Origin of the sequence: Pseudomonas sp. NPDC089918 (assembly GCF_050280605.1) — a bacterium.
Classification (GTDB): Bacteria; Pseudomonadota; Gammaproteobacteria; order Pseudomonadales; family Pseudomonadaceae; genus Aquipseudomonas.
On the sequence record NZ_JBNNVP010000051.1, the window covers coordinates 21,321 to 39,734 of the forward strand.

Genomic DNA, 18,414 nt, shown 5'->3' on the forward strand with positions numbered 1-18,414 from the left:
TGTTGACGATGAAAATCGGTGTAATCGGTGGCGGCCAGTTGGGTCGCATGTTGGCGCTGGCGGGCACTCCGCTGGGCATGAGTTTCGCTTTCCTCGACCCGGCGCCAGATGCTTGCGCAGCCGCGTTGGGCGAACACCTGCGGGCCGATTACGGCGATCAGGATCACCTGCGTCAACTGGCCGATGAAGTCGACCTGGTGACCTTCGAGTTCGAAAGCGTCCCGGCCGAAACCGTGGCTTTCCTGTCGCAATTCGTCCCGGTGTACCCGAGCGCCGAAGCCCTGCGCATCGCTCGCGACCGCTGGTTCGAAAAGAGCATGTTCAAGGACCTGGGGATTCCGACTCCCGCGTTCGCCGACATCCAGTCGCAAGCCGACCTGGACGCCGCCGTGGCTTCGATCGGTCTGCCGGCCGTGCTGAAAACCCGCACACTGGGTTACGACGGCAAGGGCCAGAAAGTCCTGCGCAAGCCTGAAGACGTGATCGGCACCTTCGCCGAGCTGGGCAGCGTCGCCTGCCTGCTGGAAGGCTTCGTGCCATTCACTGGCGAAGTCTCGCTGATTGCCGTGCGTGCTCGCGATGGCGAAACCAGGTTCTATCCACTGGTTCACAACACCCACGACAGCGGCATTCTCAAGCTGTCCGTGGCCAGCACCGATCACCCGCTGCAAGCGTTGGCTGAAGATTACTCCAGTCGCGTACTCAAGCAGCTGGAGTACGTCGGCGTGATGGCGTTCGAGTTCTTCGAAGTCGACGGCGGCCTCAAGGCCAACGAAATCGCCCCGCGTGTGCACAACTCGGGTCACTGGACCACCGAAGGCGCCGAGTGCAGCCAGTTCGAAAACCACTTGCGGGCCGTTGCCGGTCTGCCGCTGGGTTCGACGGCCAAGGTCGGCGAGAGCGCGATGCTCAACTTCATCGGTGTCGTGCCGCCAGTGGAAAAAGTGATCGCGATCGACGACTGTCATTTGCATCACTACGGCAAGGCTTTCAAGGTCGGCCGCAAGGTCGGTCACGCCAGTCTGCGCTGTGCAGACCGTGAGACGCTGGCTGCGCAGATCCTCAAGGTCGAAGCGCTGATCGCCGAATAGTTTCATGTGGCAACGGCGGAACCTTCAGGGGCCGCCGTTCTCTGATGGCAGGATGCCAAAGTCTGTCTAGGCTATAGCCAATTAATCAGAGGGAAATGCCATGGGAATTATCGGAACCATCTTTATCGGCTTGATCGTCGGCCTGATCGCACGGTTCCTGAAACCGGGTGATGACAGCATGGGTTGGATCATGACCATCCTGCTCGGTATCGGCGGTTCGCTGGCGGCCACTTACGGCGGCCAGGCCCTGGGCATTTACCGCGCTGGCGAAGGCGCAGGTTTCATCGGTGCGCTGGTGGGCGCGGTGGTATTGCTGGTGATCTACGGCCTGATCAAAAAAAGAACTGATTGAAATGACAAAGCCCTCTCTGCGCCATCGCCGGAGAGGGCTAGAATGCCCGGCGTTAAACCGTCCTTTCTTTTGCCGAGCACTTTCATGCGTCGTCTTCTGTTGACTCTTCTCTTCCTGGGCAGTGGTTTGGCCCATGCCGGCGAACTGCCGGAAACCGACTGGCTTGAACTGATGCCCAAGTCGGACCAGAAAGCCCTCGAGGCCATGCCCGAAATCGATCACAACTCACCGGAAGCCAACGGCACCTTTACCCAAAAGGGTGGCATGAAGCAGAGCAAGGGCTTGCCGGCGGTGATGTACTCGACCAAAACCGTGCCGTCGATGAACGACAAGCACATCCGCATTGGCGGTTATCCGGTGCCGTTGGAATCCGACGCCAAGGGCCGCAGCACGTTGTTTTTTCTCGTGCCGTATCCGGGCGCTTGCATCCATGTGCCACCGCCGCCGCCTAACCAACTGGTGCTGGTGCGTTATCCAAAAGGCTTGAAGCTAAGTGACATCTACACGCCGCTGTGGGTGACCGGCACGCTGAAGATCGAGACGGTCAACAACGACTTGGCGGATGCGGCGTATGCGCTGGATGCAGCGCAGGTGCGGGTGGTGCAGGAGTCTGATCTCTAGCAGCCACCGAATAACTGTGGGAGCCAGCCTGCTGGCGATAGCGGTCCGTCAGATACTTTCAAGTTGACTGACACGACGCCATCGCCAGCAGGCTGGCTCCCACATTTCATTGCGGTATGGCTTAGAGCGGTTTTGCGCCGACACTGACGCCCAAGGTATGACTTGCCCCCGGTGCCAGTGTCACCACATCACCCATCACATTCGCCGTTTCAATGCACAGCATGCGTTGCCAGCCATCGTCGGCCATGTCGCTGAATGCCGCGGCGCGGTCGATCCAGGGGTTCCAGATCACCGCCGAACGTGAACCGCTGCTGGTCAGCTCGATGCGTCGCTCCCAGTGTGGGTCAACAATGCTCAGCTTCGGCGGGGTATTGAGATAGATGCGGTCGGTCTCGCCGGTAAAATGCAGATCACCCGTCTGGGTGACGGTTTTCCAGTCGTCCAGGGTTTCGATATAGCTCAAGCCATCCAGCCCTTCAACGTGTACGTTGCGCACATCGCTGACCGCGAAATAGCTGTGCAATGCCTGGCTGATGGTGACATTTTCAGCGCCCTTGTTTTCGCTCGTCAGGCTGATATGCAACTGCTCGTCCAGACGAATGCCCAGCTTCAAGTCCACCTGATGCGGCCAGCCCGGCAGGCCGCCTTCGGGGTAGGGCAGATTGAATTCCACCTTCAGGCTTTCGCCCTCGGTTTCGATGCCAACCAGTTCCCAGTCCATCGCCCGCACCAGCCCGTGGGCGGTCGGCGGTTCCTGGCTGACGCGCATGGCCTGGACACTCTGCGGGTTGCGCGACAGGTTACCGAACCATGGCCAGCACACCGGCACGCCGGCGCGGATGCTTTTGCCGGCCTTGAACACCGCCTCGTCGTTGAGCCAGATCAACGGTGGCTCGCCAGCCAGTTGATAACTGAGGATGTGCGCGCCTTGTTGGGCCACCAGCAATTCGGCCTGACCGTGGCGGATGCGCCAGCAGTTCAGTTCATCCAGTTTCACGGCTTCAACGTTGGGCGTGCTCATGGGGCAACTCTCAATCAGGAACAATGACTCAATGGGACCGCAAAACGGTCGCGGGGTTTAACGCGCCGTTTTTACAAGCTCCGGTTTAACGGGCTCTAGGCGGAACCGAGCGAGTGCGGCCGCTGCCGTCGATGGCGACGAACACGAAGACGGCTTCGGTGACTTTACGCCATTCGCTGGACAGTGGATCGTCGCTCCAGACTTCGACCATCATCTGAATCGAGCTGCGACCGATTTCCAGGGCCTGGGTATAAAAGGACAGCTGCGCGCCCACCGCTACCGGCACCAGGAACGCCATGCGATCGATCGCCACGGTGGCTACGCGACCACCAGCCACCTTGCTGGCCATTGCAGTGCCAGCCAAATCCATCTGCGCCACCAGCCAGCCGCCGAAAATATCGCCAAAGCCATTGGTTTCGCGCGGAAGCGCGGTGATTTGCAGGGCCAGGTCGCCTTGCGGGATTGGATCTTCTTGTTCGAGCTCTATCATGCCGGGGGTGCCTCTGACCCGTGACTCTTCATTGGTACTTCAGGTTGAATAGCCGTCTCTAAGAAAAACGATTCAGCCCCGAACATACTACGTTCGTCACGTTTTTCGTAAGGCGCCTAAAGGGAAACTCTGCGAAATCGGCTGACGGATGCCAACGACGGTTTCGCACAGCAACCCCTTACAAGCCGTTGCAATATTGGGAGTATATCGATCGGTAGACTCCGAGACGACCGTCCGGTTCTCATTTCGACCGTCAAATACGCGCCTCTATGTGCTTTTTCGAACAATTTGCTATCGTGCCAAACCTGCCCAAGCCTCCGCCAGCGTTGTTGAGGTTGCAGATCCGACTATAAGAGAAGCCCTTGCCATGACCACAGCGCCCTCGAGCATCGCGCAGCCCACCCAATCTTCACGTCCGCTGACCCGCAACGACTATAAGACGTTATCGCTGTCTGCCTTGGGCGGCGCGCTGGAGTTTTACGACTTCATCATCTTTGTGTTCTTCGCCACGGTGGTCGGCAAACTGTTCTTCCCCGCCGATATGCCCGAGTGGCTGCGCCTGATGCAGACGTTCGGCATCTTCGCCGCCGGCTACCTGGCGCGGCCGCTGGGCGGCATCGTCATGGCGCACTTCGGTGATCTGCTGGGGCGCAAGAAGATGTTCACCTTGAGCATTTTCATGATGGCAGTCCCGACCCTGATCATGGGCTTGCTGCCAACTTATGCGCAGATAGGTATGTGGGCGCCGATCCTGTTGCTGCTGATGCGGGTGATCCAGGGCGCGGCGATCGGCGGTGAAGTGCCGGGGGCCTGGGTATTCGTTTCCGAACACGTGCCGCAGCGGCACATCGGTTATGCCTGCGGCACGCTGACCTGCGGTCTGACCGCCGGTATTCTTTTGGGCTCATTGGTCGCCACTGCGATCAACAGCATTTACACACCGATTGAAGTTTCGGATTACGCCTGGCGGATCCCGTTCCTGCTGGGCGGCGTGTTTGGCCTGTTCTCGGTCTACCTGCGTCGCTGGCTCCACGAAACCCCAGTGTTTGCCGAACTGCAATTACGCAAAGCGCTGGCCGAAGAAGTGCCGCTGCGCGCTGTGTTGCGCGACCATCGCGGTGCGATTCTGATTTCCATGCTGCTGACCTGGCTGCTGTCCGCCGGCATCATCGTGGTCATTCTCATGACCCCGACAGTGCTGCAGACCGTTTACCACTTCGCGCCGACTACCGCGTTGCAGGCCAACAGCCTGGCCATCGTGTTCCTGAGCCTGGGCTGTGTGGCCTCCGGTGCATTGGCTGACCGCTTCGGCGCTGGCCGGGTGTTCGTGTTCGGTAGCGCCGCGCTGCTGATCAGTTCGTGGACGTTCTATCACAGCCTGTTCAACCATCCCGACTGGCTGTTCCCGATGTATGCCCTGACCGGTCTGCTGGTCGGCACTATCGGTGCGGTGCCGTACGTGATGGTCAAAGCCTTCCCGGCGGTGGTGCGGTTCAGCGGGTTGTCGTTTTCCTACAACCTGGCTTACGCGATTTTCGGTGGCCTGACGCCGATGGTGGTGACGTTGCTCTTGAAGGAAAGCCCGATGGGGCCGGCCTATTATGTGGCGATCATTTGTGGTGTCGGGATTCTGGTGGGTGGGTATCTCTGGAAGAAGGGTCGCTAAGCCGGCCCTTTGTATCGATCATATTGGCGCCTTCACGAGCAAGCCCGCTCCCACATTCGACCGCATTCTTCCAGGAGAACTCGGTTAAGTGTGGGAGCGGGCTTGCTCGCGAAGAACGAAAACGCGGTCTGCCTGCGAAAAAAGCAAATGCTGGCCTTTCATCCAATTGTCATATTTCAGCCATAGAGTGTTCACACGGCCTGCTGATACTTGGCCCCGACTTAACACACCTATCTGCTAGGAGTAAGGCATGAAACTGAAGCGTTTGATGGCGGCAATGACTTTTGTCGCTGCTGGCGTTGCGACTGCCAACGCGGTTGCCGCTGTTGACCCGTCGATCCCGAGCTACACCAAGACCACTGGTGTGTCGGGCAACCTGTCCAGCGTCGGCTCCGATACCCTGGCCAACCTCATGACCCTGTGGGCTGAGAACTACAAAAAAGAATACCCGAACGTAAACATCCAGATTCAGGCTGCCGGTTCTTCTACCGCGCCACCTGCGTTGACTGAAGGCACCGCTAACCTGGGCCCGATGAGCCGCAAGATGAAGGACAACGAGCTGCAAGCCTTCGAAACCAAGTACGGCTACAAGCCAACCGCTATCCCGGTTGCTGTGGATGCCTTGGCGGTGTTCGTACACAAAGACAACCCGATCCAGCACCTGACCATGGAACAGGTCGATGCGATCTTCTCCTCGACACGTCTGTGCGGCGCTAAAACCGATGTGAAAACCTGGGGCGATCTGGGTGTGACCGGCGACCTGGCCAACAAGCCAGTGCAACTGTTCGGTCGTAACTCGGTATCCGGCACTTATGGCTACTTTAAAGAAGAAGCCTTGTGCAAAGGTGACTACAAGCCAAACGTCAACGAACAACCAGGCTCGGCTTCGGTCGTGCAGTCGATCAGCTCCTCGCTGAACGGCGTGGGTTACTCGGGCATCGGCTACAAGACCGCCAGCGTGAAGACCGTGGCCCTGGCCAAGAAAGGCAGCACCGAGTTCGTTGAAGACACTGAAGAAAACGCCCTGAACGGCAAGTATCCGCTGTCGCGTTTCCTCTACGTTTACGTCAACAAGGCTCCAAACAAGCCTCTGGCCCCGCTGGAAGCCGAGTTCGTGAAGCTGATTCTGTCCAAACAGGGTCAGGAAGTGGTTGTGAAAGACGGCTACATCCCGCTGCCAGCCAAGGTTGCTGCAAAAGCACTGGCTGACCTGGGTCTGCAAGAAGGCGGCAACGTCGCAAAAAAGTAAAACCCTAGGTCCGGGCTAAACCCGGACCTGTGTAGGAGCGAGGCTTGCCCGCGAAGGGATTTTTCAAGGGAGAACCGAGGCGATCCCTTCGCGAGCAAGCTTCGCTCCTGCAAAGGCTCAGGGTTGCCATGCTGGCAACCCGGCCCTCTCAAATTTTCGATCCACTGCCAGTTACCGCTGGCGGCGGATTTGTTGCGTCACTGCATTGTCATCTTTCTGTCATACAGGATCGCTAGGGTGTGCCCATGAATGATCTGGCCAACTCCACCATGACTACAAATCCCCCCAAGCGAATTGACTTCAATACGCCTGAGCTGCAACGCAAGCGCCGTATTCGTGCGCTGAAAGATCGCCTGACCCGCTGGTACGTCCTCGTCGGCGGCCTCGCCGTTCTTGGCGCGATCACCCTGATCTTTTTCTTCCTCGGTTACGTCGTCGCGCCGCTGTTCCAGGGGGCCGACCTGACCGCCAAAGACGCCATCACGCCCGCCTGGATGCAAGACGCCGGCAAGCCGTTGATGATCTCCCTGGAAGAACAGAACCAGGTCGCCATGCGGGTTTCCGACAAGGGCCAGGCGTTGTTCTTCGATATCGACAGTGGCGCTGAACTCAAGCGTGTCGATCTGTTGATTCCGGCCGGCACGACCGTGACCTCGATCGGCGAAGACCAACCAGGCCATCCATTGGTGGCGGTGGGCTTGTCCAACGGCCAGGCGCTGGTGTTCCGTCACACTTATAAAGTCAGCTACCCGGACGGCAAGAAAACCATCTCGCCGGCCATCGAATACCCGTACGGCGAAACACCGATCGTGCTGAACGAGGCGGGCGGAGCCCTTGAGCACGTTAGCCTCAACGCGACCGATTCGACGCTGATGCTGGTCGGTTCCACCGGTGCACAGCTCAATGTTTTGTCGCTGACCAGCGAAGAAAACATGATGACCGGCGAAGTCACCAACGAGCAGAAGCGTATCGATCTGCCGCAAATGACCGAGCCGGTGAAAAATATCTTCGTCGACCCGCGTCAGCAGTGGCTGTACGTGATTAACGGTCGTGCCCAGGCCGACGTGTTCAGCCTGCGCGACAAGAGCCTCAACGGTCGCTACAAACTGCTGGATAACGGTGAAACCGAAATTACTGCCGCCACCCAACTGGTCGGTGGCATCTCGCTGATCCTGGGTGACTCCAAAGGTGGATTGGCCCAGTGGTTCATGGCCCGCGATCCGGACGGCGAACTGCGTCTGAAGCAGATTCGTACCTTCCAGATGGGCACTGCGCCGATCGTTGAAATCACCGCCGAAGAACGTCGTAAAGGCTTCATCGCCCTCGACGCCTCCGGCAAGCTCGGCGTGTTCCACAGCACCGCCCACCGCACCTTGCTGGTGGATCAGGTGGTCGACGGCCAAGGCCTTTTCGGCATGTCGCCACGGGCCAACCGCGTGATCGTGGAGCAGGGCGGCAAGCTGCAACCGTTGCTGCTCGACAACCCGCACCCCGAAGTCTCGTGGAGCGCGTTGTGGAGCAAGGTCTGGTACGAGAACTACGATGAGCCTAAATACGTCTGGCAATCGACCGCGGCCAACACCGACTTCGAGCCCAAGCTGAGCCTCTCGCCGCTGACCTTCGGTACCCTGAAAGCTGCGTTCTACGCGATGCTGTTGGCCGCGCCACTGGCCGTTGCCGCGGCGATCTACACCGCGTATTTCATGGCTCCGGGCATGCGTCGCAAGGTCAAACCGGTGATCGAGTTGATGGAAGCGATGCCGACGGTGATCCTCGGTTTCTTCGCCGGCCTGTTCCTGGCGCCGTATGTGGAAGGGCATTTGCCCGGCATCTTCAGCCTGCTGATGCTGCTGCCGATCGGCATTCTGGTGGCGGGTTTCGTCTTCAGTCGCCTGCCTGAGTCTATCCGCCTGAAAGTGCCGGACGGCTGGGAAAGCGCGATCCTGATCCCGGTGATTCTGTTTGTGGGCTGGTTGTCGCTGTACATGAGCCCGTACATGGAAACCTGGTTCTTCGGCGGCGACATGCGCATGTGGATCTCCCACGACCTGGGCATCACCTACGACCAGCGCAACGCGTTGGTGGTCGGTCTGGCCATGGGCTTCGCGGTGATTCCGAACATCTACTCCATCGCTGAAGATGCCGTGTTCAGCGTGCCTCGGGGCCTGACCCTGGGCTCCCTGGCCCTCGGTGCCACACCGTGGCAGACCATGACCCGCGTGGTGATCCTCACCGCCAGCCCGGGCATTTTCTCGGCGCTGATGATCGGTATGGGCCGCGCGGTGGGTGAAACCATGATCGTGCTGATGGCCACCGGTAACACCCCGGTCATGGAAATGAACCTGTTCGAAGGCCTGCGCACCCTGGCGGCTAACGTTGCAGTGGAAATGCCCGAATCGGAAGTCGGCGGCAGCCACTACCGCGTGCTGTTCCTCTCGGCGCTGGTGCTGCTGTTGTTCACCTTCATCATGAACACCCTCGCGGAACTGATTCGTCAGCGTCTGCGCAAGAAATACTCGTCGCTTTAAGAAAGGTAGAAGTCTGTGAAACAGAACTCCCTGAATGGATGGTTCAAGAGCGGCGCCCCCGGCGTCTGGATCAGCGGTGGCGCGGTGTCCATTGCGGTCATCATGACCATTGGCCTGCTGGCGGTGATTGCCGTGCGCGGCCTGGGTCACTTTTGGCCGGCGGACCTGATACACGCCAGTTACGACGTGCCGGGCCAAGCCAATCACCTCGTCATCGGCGAAGTGGTGCAGAAGGAAGAAGTGCCACGCGAGCGCCTGAAGAGCGCTGGCCTGCCGGTGCCCGATCAAGGCCCGGAGTTCATGACCCGCGAGCTGATCAAGGTCGGCAACCGTGATCTGAACGGCACAGACTTCACCTGGATTGTCGGCGAGTGGCTGACCAACCAGAAAACTCCGCCTGAGCTGATGGCCATCGAGCGTCGCGAGTGGGGCAATTTCTACGGCTACCTGGTCAACGTCAAACAGGATGGCAAGGTCATCGCTGAAGGCGAGGCCGCATGGCCTGAGTTGCAGGCGCGCGTGGATCGCGTCAACCAGCTCGCCGCACAGCTCAAGACTCTGGAAAAGGTCGACATCGGCGCAATCAACGCAGGTCTCGAACGTGTGCGTCTGCACGGTCGCAAACTGGAATTGGCCGGTCGTCTCGACGCTGCCGCGCAAGCGGATCTGGAATCCGAGCGCGCCGAGCTGAATGCCCGTTATCAGGAAATCGAAACGCGTCTGAATGATCTGCACGCTCAGTTCAACCGCGACAGCCTGACCGCTCGCGACGCGAACGGTAAAGAGGTCGAAATCGGCATTGGCAAAGTGGTTCACGCCTACCAGCCGAACGCCATGGGCACCTTCACCAAGATCGGCTTCTACTTCAGCAAGGTCTGGGAATTCCTCAGTGATGACCCGCGTGAAGCCAACACCGAAGGCGGGATTTTCCCGGCGATTTTCGGCACCGTGATGATGACCCTGATCATGGCGATGATCGTTACGCCGTTCGGCGTGCTGGCGGCGGTTTACCTGCGTGAATATGCACGGCAAGGGCCGATGACCCGGCTGATCCGTATTGCGGTGAACAACCTGGCGGGTGTTCCGGCCATCGTTTATGGCGTGTTCGGTCTGGGCTTCTTCGTCTACGTGCTCGGCGGTTCGGTCGACCGGCTGTTCTTCCCTGAAGCACTGCCGGCGCCGACTTTCGGTACGCCGGGGCTGCTCTGGGCTTCGCTGACCCTGGCCCTGCTGGCCGTGCCGGTGGTGATCGTGGCCACCGAAGAAGGCCTGGCGCGGATTCCTCGCACCGTTCGCGAAGGCTCGTTGGCCCTTGGCGCGACCAAGGCCGAAACCTTGTGGAAGATCGTGCTGCCGATGGCCAGCCCGGCGATGATGACCGGCATGATCCTCGCGGTGGCCCGTGCCGCCGGTGAAGTGGCGCCGCTGATGCTGGTGGGTGTGGTGAAACTGGCGCCATCGCTGCCGCTGGATGGTAACTACCCGTACTTGCACCTGGACCAGAAGATCATGCACTTGGGCTTCCACATTTATGACGTCGGCTTCCAGAGCCCGAACGTCGAAGCCGCGCGGCCGCTGGTGTACGCCACGGCGCTGCTGCTGGTGCTGGTGATCGCCACATTGAACCTGTCGGCCGTCTACATCCGGAACCACCTGCGCGAAAAATACAAAGCACTGGATAGTTGATTTCTTATGTGGGAGCCAGCCTGCTGGCGATGGCATCACCGCGGTTTACAGATTGACCGCGTTGCCTGAATCGCCAGCAGGCTGGCTCCCACAAAAACCGAACCGAATTTGTTAGCACAGGGAGCCTCCCATGCAGCACGAAGCACACACTCACGGCATCAACATGTCGGCCCTGGGCCGCGACAAACAGAGCCTGAGCCTCGAGCAGGAAACCGTGGCCATCGAAGTACCGGGCCTGAGCCTGTTTTATGGCGACAAACAGGCGCTGTTCGACGTCAGCATGAACATCCCGAAACAGCGCGTGACGGCCTTCATCGGCCCGTCCGGCTGCGGCAAGTCCACGCTGCTGCGCACCTTCAACCGCATGAACGACCTGGTGGATGGCTGCCGCGTCGACGGCGCGATCAACCTCTACGGCAACAACATCTACCGCAAGGGTGAGGACGTGGCCGAGTTGCGTCGCCGGGTCGGCATGGTGTTCCAGAAGCCTAACCCGTTCCCGAAAACCATCTACGAAAACGTGGTTTACGGTTTGCGCATCCAGGGCATCAACAAGAAACGCATCCTCGACGAAGCCGTCGAGTGGGCGTTGAAAGGCGCGGCGCTGTGGGATGAGGTTAAAGACCGTCTGCACGAGTCGGCACTCGGCCTGTCCGGTGGTCAGCAGCAACGTCTGGTGATTGCCCGCACCATCGCCGTGGAGCCGGAAGTATTGCTGCTCGACGAACCATGCTCGGCACTCGACCCGATCTCCACGCTGAAAGTCGAAGAGCTGATCTACGAACTGAAATCCAAATTCACCATTGTTATCGTGACCCACAACATGCAACAGGCCGCGCGGGTTTCCGACTACACGGCATTCATGTACATGGGCAAACTGGTGGAATTCGGCGACACCGACACTCTGTTCACCAATCCGGCGAAGAAGCAGACCGAAGACTACATTACCGGTCGTTACGGCTAGGAAGCTGTTGTTGCTCACTGAACTGACGCTGCGGTCCACCGCACCTTACCGGACGCTCCAAGGACGCCAACATGATTAGTAAAGAAGGCCTTACCCATCACATCTCCCAGCAGTTCAACGCTGAGCTCGAGGAAGTGCGCAGCCACCTCCTGGCCATGGGCGGGCTGGTCGAGAAGCAGGTCAACGACGCGGTCACCGCGTTGATCGAGGCCGACTCCGGCCTGGCCCAGCAAGTGCGAGAGATCGACGACCAGATCAACCAGATGGAACGCAACATCGACGAAGAATGCCTGCGCATTCTGGCCCGTCGCCAACCGGCGGCGTCGGACTTGCGTTTGATCATCAGCATCTCCAAGTCGGTGATCGACCTGGAGCGCATCGGCGACGAAGCCACCAAGATCGCCCGCCGTGCCATTCAGTTGTGCGAAGAAGGCGAAGCGCCGCGCGGTTACGTCGAGGTTCGCCACATCGGCGACCAGGTGCGCAACATGGTTCGCGATGCGCTGGACGCGTTTGCCCGCTTCGACGCCGACCTGGCGTTGTCGGTGGCGCAGTACGACAAGATTATCGACCGCGAATACAAGACCGCGCTGCGCGAGCTGGCCACTTACATGATGGAAGACCCTCGCTCTATCTCGCGGGTCTTGAGCATTATCTGGGTGCTGCGTTCGCTGGAGCGAATCGGTGACCACGCGCGCAATATCTCGGAACTGGTGATTTACCTGGTGCGCGGCACAGACGTGCGTCACTTGGGCCTCAAGCGCATGAAGGAAGAAGTTGAAGGCACAAGTGCCGAAACCGCTAATGTTCCGGGCAAAGCTGACGATAAGTAAGATTGCCCCTAGGAAAGCGCCCGGCCCTTTGGCCGGGCGTTTTTGTTTGCGTGGCCTTCGTATTGAAAAGCCGATTAGAAAAGCAGCACCCGCGAACGAAAAGTCCCGGCGTGACTGAAGAGTTTTGGCAAAGTGCCATCAGCCAGCGTTATGCTTGCCGGGATTTTTAAAGGGGTGTTGGATGAGCAAGATCAGTGTGTTGGTCGTGGACGATGCGTCGTTCATTCGTGACCTGGTGAAGAAGTGCCTGCGCAACTACTTCCCGGGGATCCGGACCGAAGATGCAGTCAACGGCAAAAAGGCCCAGGCCATGCTGGCCAAAGAAGCGTTCGACCTGGTTCTGTGCGACTGGGAAATGCCGGAAATGTCCGGTCTGGAACTGCTGACCTGGTGCCGCGAGCAGGACAACCTCAAGACCATGCCGTTCGTGATGGTCACCAGCCGTGGCGACAAGGAGAACGTCGTCCAGGCGATTCAGGCCGGGGTTTCGGGCTACGTCAGCAAGCCGTTCACCAACGAGCAACTGCTGACCAAGGTCAAGCAGGCACTGAACAAGGTCGGCAAGCTCGACACTTTGATGAACAGCGCTCCGACCAAAATGAACTCGGCGTTCGGCAACGATTCCCTTAGCGCACTCACTGGTGGCAAGGCAGCGATCACCGCGCCATCGGCGGCACCGGTCAATCCGTTCGCCAAACCTGTCGCCGCCGCGCCAGCCCCGGCCGCCGCACCGTCTCGCGGCTTGCTTAACAGCCCGCCGATCAAGGCGCCTGCTGCCTCGGCAGCATCAGCCGGCGGTCGTGGCCAAGGCCAACTGCGCCTGCCAAGCGGCACCCAGCAATGCGTGATCAAGGCCTTGAGCATCAAGGAAGCGCTGCTGGTGGTGAAACGCACCGACACGCTGCCGCAAGTCCTCGACAGCGCCGTGCTCGACCTGGAGCAGGGCGATAACGCTGAAATCGCCCGTCTCAACGGCTACCTGCATGCCATCGTCGCCTATGAGCCGAAGCCCGACAGCGAATGGCTGCAACTGACTTTCCGCTTTGTCGACCAGGATGCGCAGAAGCTCGACTACATCTCCCGCCTGATCGCCCGTGGCACCGCGCAGAAGCATTTCGTACCGGGCGCGTAACGTGTACCGCTGATCGTTCCCACGCTCTGCGTGGGAATGCCTCCCCGGACGCTCCGCGTCCGCTTCGGATGGGACGCAGAGCGTCCCTTGCTGCATTCCCACGCAGAGCGTGGGAACGATCATTTGAAACATCTGTCGACAACGCTGGTCCATTTCAGCTGCTAGGCTCCTTCCCAGGCCTTACTCGACAGAATCTTGCCCATGCTCGCGCGCCTGCTGTTTTTCTGTGGTCTGATCATGGCCTCCACCTCGGCTGTGGCCATGACGATTTACCGGTCCACCAACGCCAGTGGCGTGGTCTCTTACAGCGACCGCCCCACCAAAGGCGCGAAGGTGTTCGTTTTTCGCGACCGGATGGTCGAGCGCCTTGAGCGGCAGGTGTACCTCGATATCAAGAAGCAGAGGGGCATGGACAGTGTGTTCGTGCGCAACGATCTGTATGCACCGGTCGAGATCGAGCTGAGCTTTTCCGGGCTGAATAATGTCAGCGGCGCGCCAAGCCGACCGATTCGTCGGGTCATGCCGGCACGTAGCAGCATTCGCCTTGCGCTGCTCAAGGCGACGAAGGCCGGAAGGCCGCTGGCGTATACCCCGAAGTTCGAATATTCACTGGGCGACCCTGCAGGGGCTGCTATGGCCTATCGATATCCATTGCCTTGGCGTGGCGGGCCGTTTCGGCTGAGTCAGGGCGCCAATGGCCAATACAGCCACTACGGGCCAAAGAACCGTTATGCGATGGACATCGCCATGCCCGAAGGCACGCCTATCATCGCGGCGCGCGGTGGCATGGTGGTGAAAACCGAGAATGGCCAGACCGGGCGCGGCAACGATCCGTCGGGCAATTTCGTGCGGGTGTTGCACGATGACGGGACCATGGGCGTGTACCTGCACCTCAAGAAAGGTTCGGTCAGCGTACGGGAAGGTCAGCGAGTGACGGTGGGCAGTGCGCTGGCGCTGTCGGGCAACACCGGCAACAGCAGCGGCCCGCACCTGCACTTCGTGGTGCAGCGCAACACCGGGTTGGGGCTGGTATCGATTCCGTACCAGTTCAATCAACCGGTAGGCGCGTTGCCCAACTTTGCGTTGGGCAAGCAGTGAAGGCGATGGAGATTTAATGTGGCGAGGGAGCTTGCTCCCGTTGGGCTGCGAAGCGGTCCCCGCCCCGGCAATCCACACCGCATTCACCGGTTAGCGACTGCTGCGCAGCCGAGCGGGAGCAAGCTCCCTCGCCACAAACAGCCCTTCACCCTGCGAATGCGATGCTCAATCCAGCATCAACACCTTCGCCAAAATGATCTTCGGCCCTTTCATCTTCTTGATGATGATCCGCAAGCCTTCGACTTCCAGCACTTCTTCCTCTTCCGGCACCCGTTTCAGGGTTTCGTAGACCAGCCCGGCGAGGGTTTCTGCTTCGATGTGGTCCAGATCGATGCCCAGCAGGCGTTCCACCTTGAACAGCGGCGTATCGCCCCGCACCAGCAGCTTGCCTGGCTGATACGCGAGGATCCCGCGTTCGGCCTTGCGGTGTTCGTCCTGAATGTCGCCCACCAGCACTTCCAGCACGTCTTCCATGGTCAGGTAGCCGATGATGTTACCGTCGGCTTCCTCGACCAGAGCGAAATGCGAACCGCCCTTGCGGAATTGTTCCAGCAACTGCGACAGCGGCATGTGGCGCGACACGCGCTCCAGCGGCCGGGTCAGTTCGGCGAGGTTGAACGACTCGGGAATGTGATCCAGTGCGGCCAGTTCCAGCAGCAAATCCTTGATGTGCAGCAGGCCGACGAACTCCTGGCGCTCGCTGTCATACACCGGGTAGCGGCTGAACTTGTGGCGACGGAACATCGCCAGAATTTCCTTGAGCGGCGCGTTGAACTCCAGCGTGACCAGGTCTTCCCGGGAGTTGGCCCAGTCGACCACTTCCAGCTCGCCCATTTCCACTGCCGAGGCCAACACGCGCATGCCTTGGTCGCTCGGGTCCTGGCCACGGCTGGAATGCAGGATCAGTTTCAATTCTTCACGGCTGTAATGGTGCTCGTGATGAGGGCCGGGTTCACCCTGGCCGGCGATGCGCAGGATCTGGTTGGCGCTGGCGTTGAGCAAGTAGATGGCCGGGTACATGGCCCAGTAGAACAGGTACAGCGGCACCGCCGTCCAGAGCGACAACAGCTCGGGTTTGCGGATAGCCCAGGATTTCGGGGCCAGTTCGCCGACCACGATGTGCAGGTACGAAATGATGAAGAACGCGGTGAAGAACGACACGCCCTTGACCACTTCGGCGGACTCTACGCCAACAGCGCTGAGTATCGGCTCGAGGAGATGCGCGAACGCCGGTTCACCGACCCAACCAAGGCCCAGGGAGGCGAGGGTGATACCCAGCTGGCAGGCCGAGAGGTAAGCATCGAGCTGACTGTGCACGGTGCGCAGGATATGTCCGCGCCAGCCGTGTTGTTCAGCGATGGCTTCGACCCGGGTCGAGCGCAGTTTGACCATGGCAAATTCCGCCGCAACGAAAAAGCCGTTGAGCAAAACCAGGATCAGAGCAAAAAGAATCATGCCGAAATCGGCGAAGAGTGTCGCGAGGGTCAAGCCAGGGGAAGGGTCCATGATGGGGTTTTGCGGGTTCCGTGTATTCGAAAGGAAAGAAAAAAGTGCGCCTGAAGGGCAGGCACAAGTCAGCCAATGTAGCGGCTGACCGGGCAATTGCCTAGTGGCGAGTGCTGACTGGTATCAGTCGGCGGCGCTGATGACCCGGGATTTGGTGACCTGGGCTGGCGCAAAATGGCAAGTAAACGTGCTGCCGTGGCCCGGCACACTGCTGATTTCCATACGTGCCCGGTGGCGCAGCAACACATGTTTGACGATGGCCAGCCCCAGCCCGGTGCCGCCGGTGTTGGAGTTGCGGCTGGAATCGACGCGATAGAAGCGTTCAGTCAGGCGCGGCAAGTGTTTGCTATCGATGCCAATCCCCGAATCCTGCACGCTCAGGTGTGCGCCTTGATCGTCACCCCACCAGCGAATGCGGATATTGCCCTCGGCCGGTGTGTACTTCACTGCGTTGAACACCAGATTGGAGAACGCGCTACGCAATTCCGCTTCGCTACCCTTGAGCAGAATCGTCGGATCGGCTTCCAGGGTGATGTGCTGATTACGTTGACCGGACAGTTGCTGAGCGTCGCCCTTGATCGATTGCAGCAGGCTGTCGATGGACACCGGTTGATTATCCGACGGGTAATCGGTGGCTTCCAGTTTGGCCAGCAGCAGCAAATCGTTAAGCAAGGTCTGCATGCGTCCGCCTTGCTGCTGCATCTGCTGCAGGGCGCGGGTCCAGCGCGGGTTCACTTCCTCGACGTTGTCGAGCAGGGTTTCCAGGTACCCGCAGATCACCGTCAGCGGTGTGCGTAGCTCATGGGACACGTTGGCGATGAAGTCTTTGCGCATCTGCTCCAGCTGATGGATACGCGTCACGTCGCGTACCAGCATCAAGTGTTCGTTGTTGCCGTAGCGAGTGATGTACAGCTGAATGCGCAGACGATCATTGATCGGCGAAGGGATTTCCAGCGGCTCGGCGTAGCTGTCCTGCTCGAAGTATTCCTTGAAGCGCGGATGGCGCACCAGATTGGTCACGGGCTGACCGCTGTCCTGGGGGGTCTTGAGGCCAAGCAAGGTTTCGGCGGCGCGGTTCCACCATTCCAGGTTGCCGTCGCTGTCGAGCATGATTACCGCGTCTTTCAGCGCAGCGGTGGATTCCTGGACCCGGTCGATCACCGCTTGCAAGCGCCCGCGCACTCGTTGGTCGCGGCGTTGCAGGTGGTAAATGCTGTCGAACACTTCGCCCCACAGACCATAGCCATCGGGCGGTGCTTCATCGGGTTTGTGCAGGCGTAGCCATTCGTGCAAACGCAGCAGTTGCTTGAGGGTCCACGCCAGGTAAAGGCCCAGGCCCACGGCGAGGCTCCAGCCGTAGTAGCCGGAAATCAGGCCGATCACCAGGCAGGCGGTGACCAGCAACAGCATGTGGCGAATCAGGGTGCCATGCCAGTTTTGGTTCACGGAAAATATGCGTCCTTGTCAGCGAGTCTGGCGGTCGGCTCAGGCCTTGGTGGAAAACCGGTAGCCAGTGCCGCGCACGGTTTGTACCAGATTTTCGTAGGCATCGCCGAGGGCTTTGCGCAGGCGACGGATGTGCACATCGACGGTGCGCTCTTCGACATAGACATTGCCGCCCCAGACCTGATCCAGCAACTGGCCGCGGGTGTAGGCACGTTCCTGGTGGGTCATGAAAAATTGCAGCAAACGGTACTCGGTCGGGCCCATCTCGGCGGGTTTGCCGTCGATGGTCACGCGGTGGCTGATCGGGTCCAGCAGCAGGCCGCCGACTTCGATCGGCGCTTCGCCATCGGTCGGACCGGCGCGGCGCAGCACGGCTTTCAGGCGCGCCACCAGCTCTCGCGGGGAAAACGGTTTGGTGATGTAGTCATCAGCGCCGACTTCCAGGCCCTGGATCTTGTTGTCCTCTTCGCCCTTGGCGGTGAGCATGATGATCGGGATATCCCCGGTCAGCTCATCGCGCTTGAGACGGCGGGCCAGTTCGATGCCGGAGGTGCCGGGCAGCATCCAGTCGAGCAGGATCAGGTCCGGTTTGCGGTCGACGATAATGGCATGGGCCTGCTGCGAGTTCTCCGCCTCCGCAGCCCCAGCCCGGCGCCGATCAACAGCAAGGCGAGCAGCATCAGGCCCAGGCATTCGATCCCGGGCGACAGGGTTTTGCGCATGGCTCAGTC

Annotated in this window: 16 protein-coding genes; 11 read left to right on the top strand and 5 right to left on the bottom strand. The window is 59.9% G+C overall.

The features are described 5' to 3' along the window. Window positions 1-8 precede the first annotated feature (8 nt). The 3 genes from ACQKPC_RS26350 (at window position 9) to ACQKPC_RS26360 (ending at window position 2,064) form a co-directional block, all read left to right on the top strand. On the top strand, window positions 9-1,091 hold the full coding sequence (locus tag ACQKPC_RS26350; protein ID WP_427627424.1) for a 5-(carboxyamino)imidazole ribonucleotide synthase: 1,083 nt from the start codon (window positions 9-11) through the stop codon (window positions 1,089-1,091). Between the two features lie 100 nt (window positions 1,092-1,191). After that, on the top strand, window positions 1,192-1,443 hold the full coding sequence (locus ACQKPC_RS26355) for a GlsB/YeaQ/YmgE family stress response membrane protein (protein ID WP_427627425.1): 252 nt from the start codon (window positions 1,192-1,194) through the stop codon (window positions 1,441-1,443). An 84-nt stretch (window positions 1,444-1,527) separates the two neighbouring features. Next, entirely contained in the window at window positions 1,528-2,064 is a 537-nt protein-coding gene (locus ACQKPC_RS26360; RefSeq protein WP_427627427.1) for a DUF3299 domain-containing protein, read from the top strand. Between the two features lie 121 nt (window positions 2,065-2,185). Here ACQKPC_RS26360 and ACQKPC_RS26365 read toward each other — a convergent pair whose 3' ends face one another. Together ACQKPC_RS26365 and ACQKPC_RS26370 are read right to left on the bottom strand one after the other, a co-directional pair. Beyond that, window positions 2,186-3,085: a D-hexose-6-phosphate mutarotase gene (locus ACQKPC_RS26365; protein ID WP_427627429.1), complete on the bottom strand. Its 900-nt coding sequence runs from the start codon at window positions 3,083-3,085 to the stop codon at window positions 2,186-2,188. 85 nt (window positions 3,086-3,170) lie between these two features. After that, window positions 3,171-3,575 carry an acyl-CoA thioesterase gene (locus ACQKPC_RS26370; RefSeq protein WP_007896491.1) on the bottom strand — a complete coding sequence of 135 codons (405 nt, stop codon included), beginning with the start codon at window positions 3,573-3,575 and terminating at the stop codon, window positions 3,171-3,173. A gap of 367 nt (window positions 3,576-3,942) precedes the next feature. On the opposite strand from ACQKPC_RS26370, the gene ACQKPC_RS26375 reads away from it, so the two are divergent. From ACQKPC_RS26375 to ACQKPC_RS26410, 8 genes are all read left to right on the top strand, one after another. After that, window positions 3,943-5,241: an MFS transporter gene (locus ACQKPC_RS26375; RefSeq protein WP_427627430.1), complete on the top strand. Its 1,299-nt coding sequence runs from the start codon at window positions 3,943-3,945 to the stop codon at window positions 5,239-5,241. Window positions 5,242-5,491: 250 nt separating this feature from the next. Then, window positions 5,492-6,490, top strand: a complete 999-nt coding sequence (locus tag ACQKPC_RS26380) for a phosphate ABC transporter substrate-binding protein PstS (protein WP_427627432.1) — start codon at window positions 5,492-5,494, stop codon at window positions 6,488-6,490. Window positions 6,491-6,735: 245 nt separating this feature from the next. Then, window positions 6,736-9,018: an ABC transporter permease subunit gene (locus tag ACQKPC_RS26385; protein ID WP_427627434.1), complete on the top strand. Its 2,283-nt coding sequence runs from the start codon at window positions 6,736-6,738 to the stop codon at window positions 9,016-9,018. A gap of 15 nt (window positions 9,019-9,033) precedes the next feature. Continuing rightward, window positions 9,034-10,704: a phosphate ABC transporter permease PstA gene (gene pstA / locus ACQKPC_RS26390; RefSeq protein ID WP_427627436.1), complete on the top strand. Its 1,671-nt coding sequence runs from the start codon at window positions 9,034-9,036 to the stop codon at window positions 10,702-10,704. A gap of 130 nt (window positions 10,705-10,834) precedes the next feature. After that, window positions 10,835-11,668, top strand: a complete 834-nt coding sequence (gene pstB, locus ACQKPC_RS26395) for a phosphate ABC transporter ATP-binding protein PstB (protein ID WP_095052363.1) — start codon at window positions 10,835-10,837, stop codon at window positions 11,666-11,668. Between the two features lie 71 nt (window positions 11,669-11,739). After that, on the top strand, window positions 11,740-12,501 hold the full coding sequence (gene phoU / locus ACQKPC_RS26400; RefSeq protein ID WP_008073516.1) for a phosphate signaling complex protein PhoU: 762 nt from the start codon (window positions 11,740-11,742) through the stop codon (window positions 12,499-12,501). 181 nt (window positions 12,502-12,682) lie between these two features. Further along, window positions 12,683-13,633 (top strand): response regulator, encoded by a 951-nt coding sequence (locus ACQKPC_RS26405; RefSeq protein WP_427627439.1) that lies wholly within the window; start codon window positions 12,683-12,685, stop codon window positions 13,631-13,633. Window positions 13,634-13,834: 201 nt separating this feature from the next. After that, window positions 13,835-14,731: a peptidoglycan DD-metalloendopeptidase family protein gene (locus ACQKPC_RS26410; protein WP_427627441.1), complete on the top strand. Its 897-nt coding sequence runs from the start codon at window positions 13,835-13,837 to the stop codon at window positions 14,729-14,731. A 165-nt stretch (window positions 14,732-14,896) separates the two neighbouring features. On the opposite strand, the gene ACQKPC_RS26415 is transcribed toward ACQKPC_RS26410, so the two are convergent. The 3 genes from ACQKPC_RS26415 to phoB all read right to left on the bottom strand — a co-directional run bounded on the left by ACQKPC_RS26415 (window position 14,897) and on the right by phoB (window position 18,376). After that, window positions 14,897-16,237, bottom strand: a complete 1,341-nt coding sequence (locus tag ACQKPC_RS26415; RefSeq protein WP_427627443.1) for a hemolysin family protein — start codon at window positions 16,235-16,237, stop codon at window positions 14,897-14,899. 123 nt (window positions 16,238-16,360) lie between these two features. Further along, window positions 16,361-17,647: a phosphate regulon sensor histidine kinase PhoR gene (gene phoR, locus ACQKPC_RS26420; RefSeq protein WP_219734874.1), complete on the bottom strand. Its 1,287-nt coding sequence runs from the start codon at window positions 17,645-17,647 to the stop codon at window positions 16,361-16,363. A gap of 75 nt (window positions 17,648-17,722) precedes the next feature. After that, window positions 17,723-18,376 carry a phosphate regulon transcriptional regulator PhoB gene (gene phoB, locus ACQKPC_RS26425; protein ID WP_427627447.1) on the bottom strand — a complete coding sequence of 218 codons (654 nt, stop codon included), beginning with the start codon at window positions 18,374-18,376 and terminating at the stop codon, window positions 17,723-17,725. Between the last annotated feature and the right edge of the window lie 38 nt (window positions 18,377-18,414).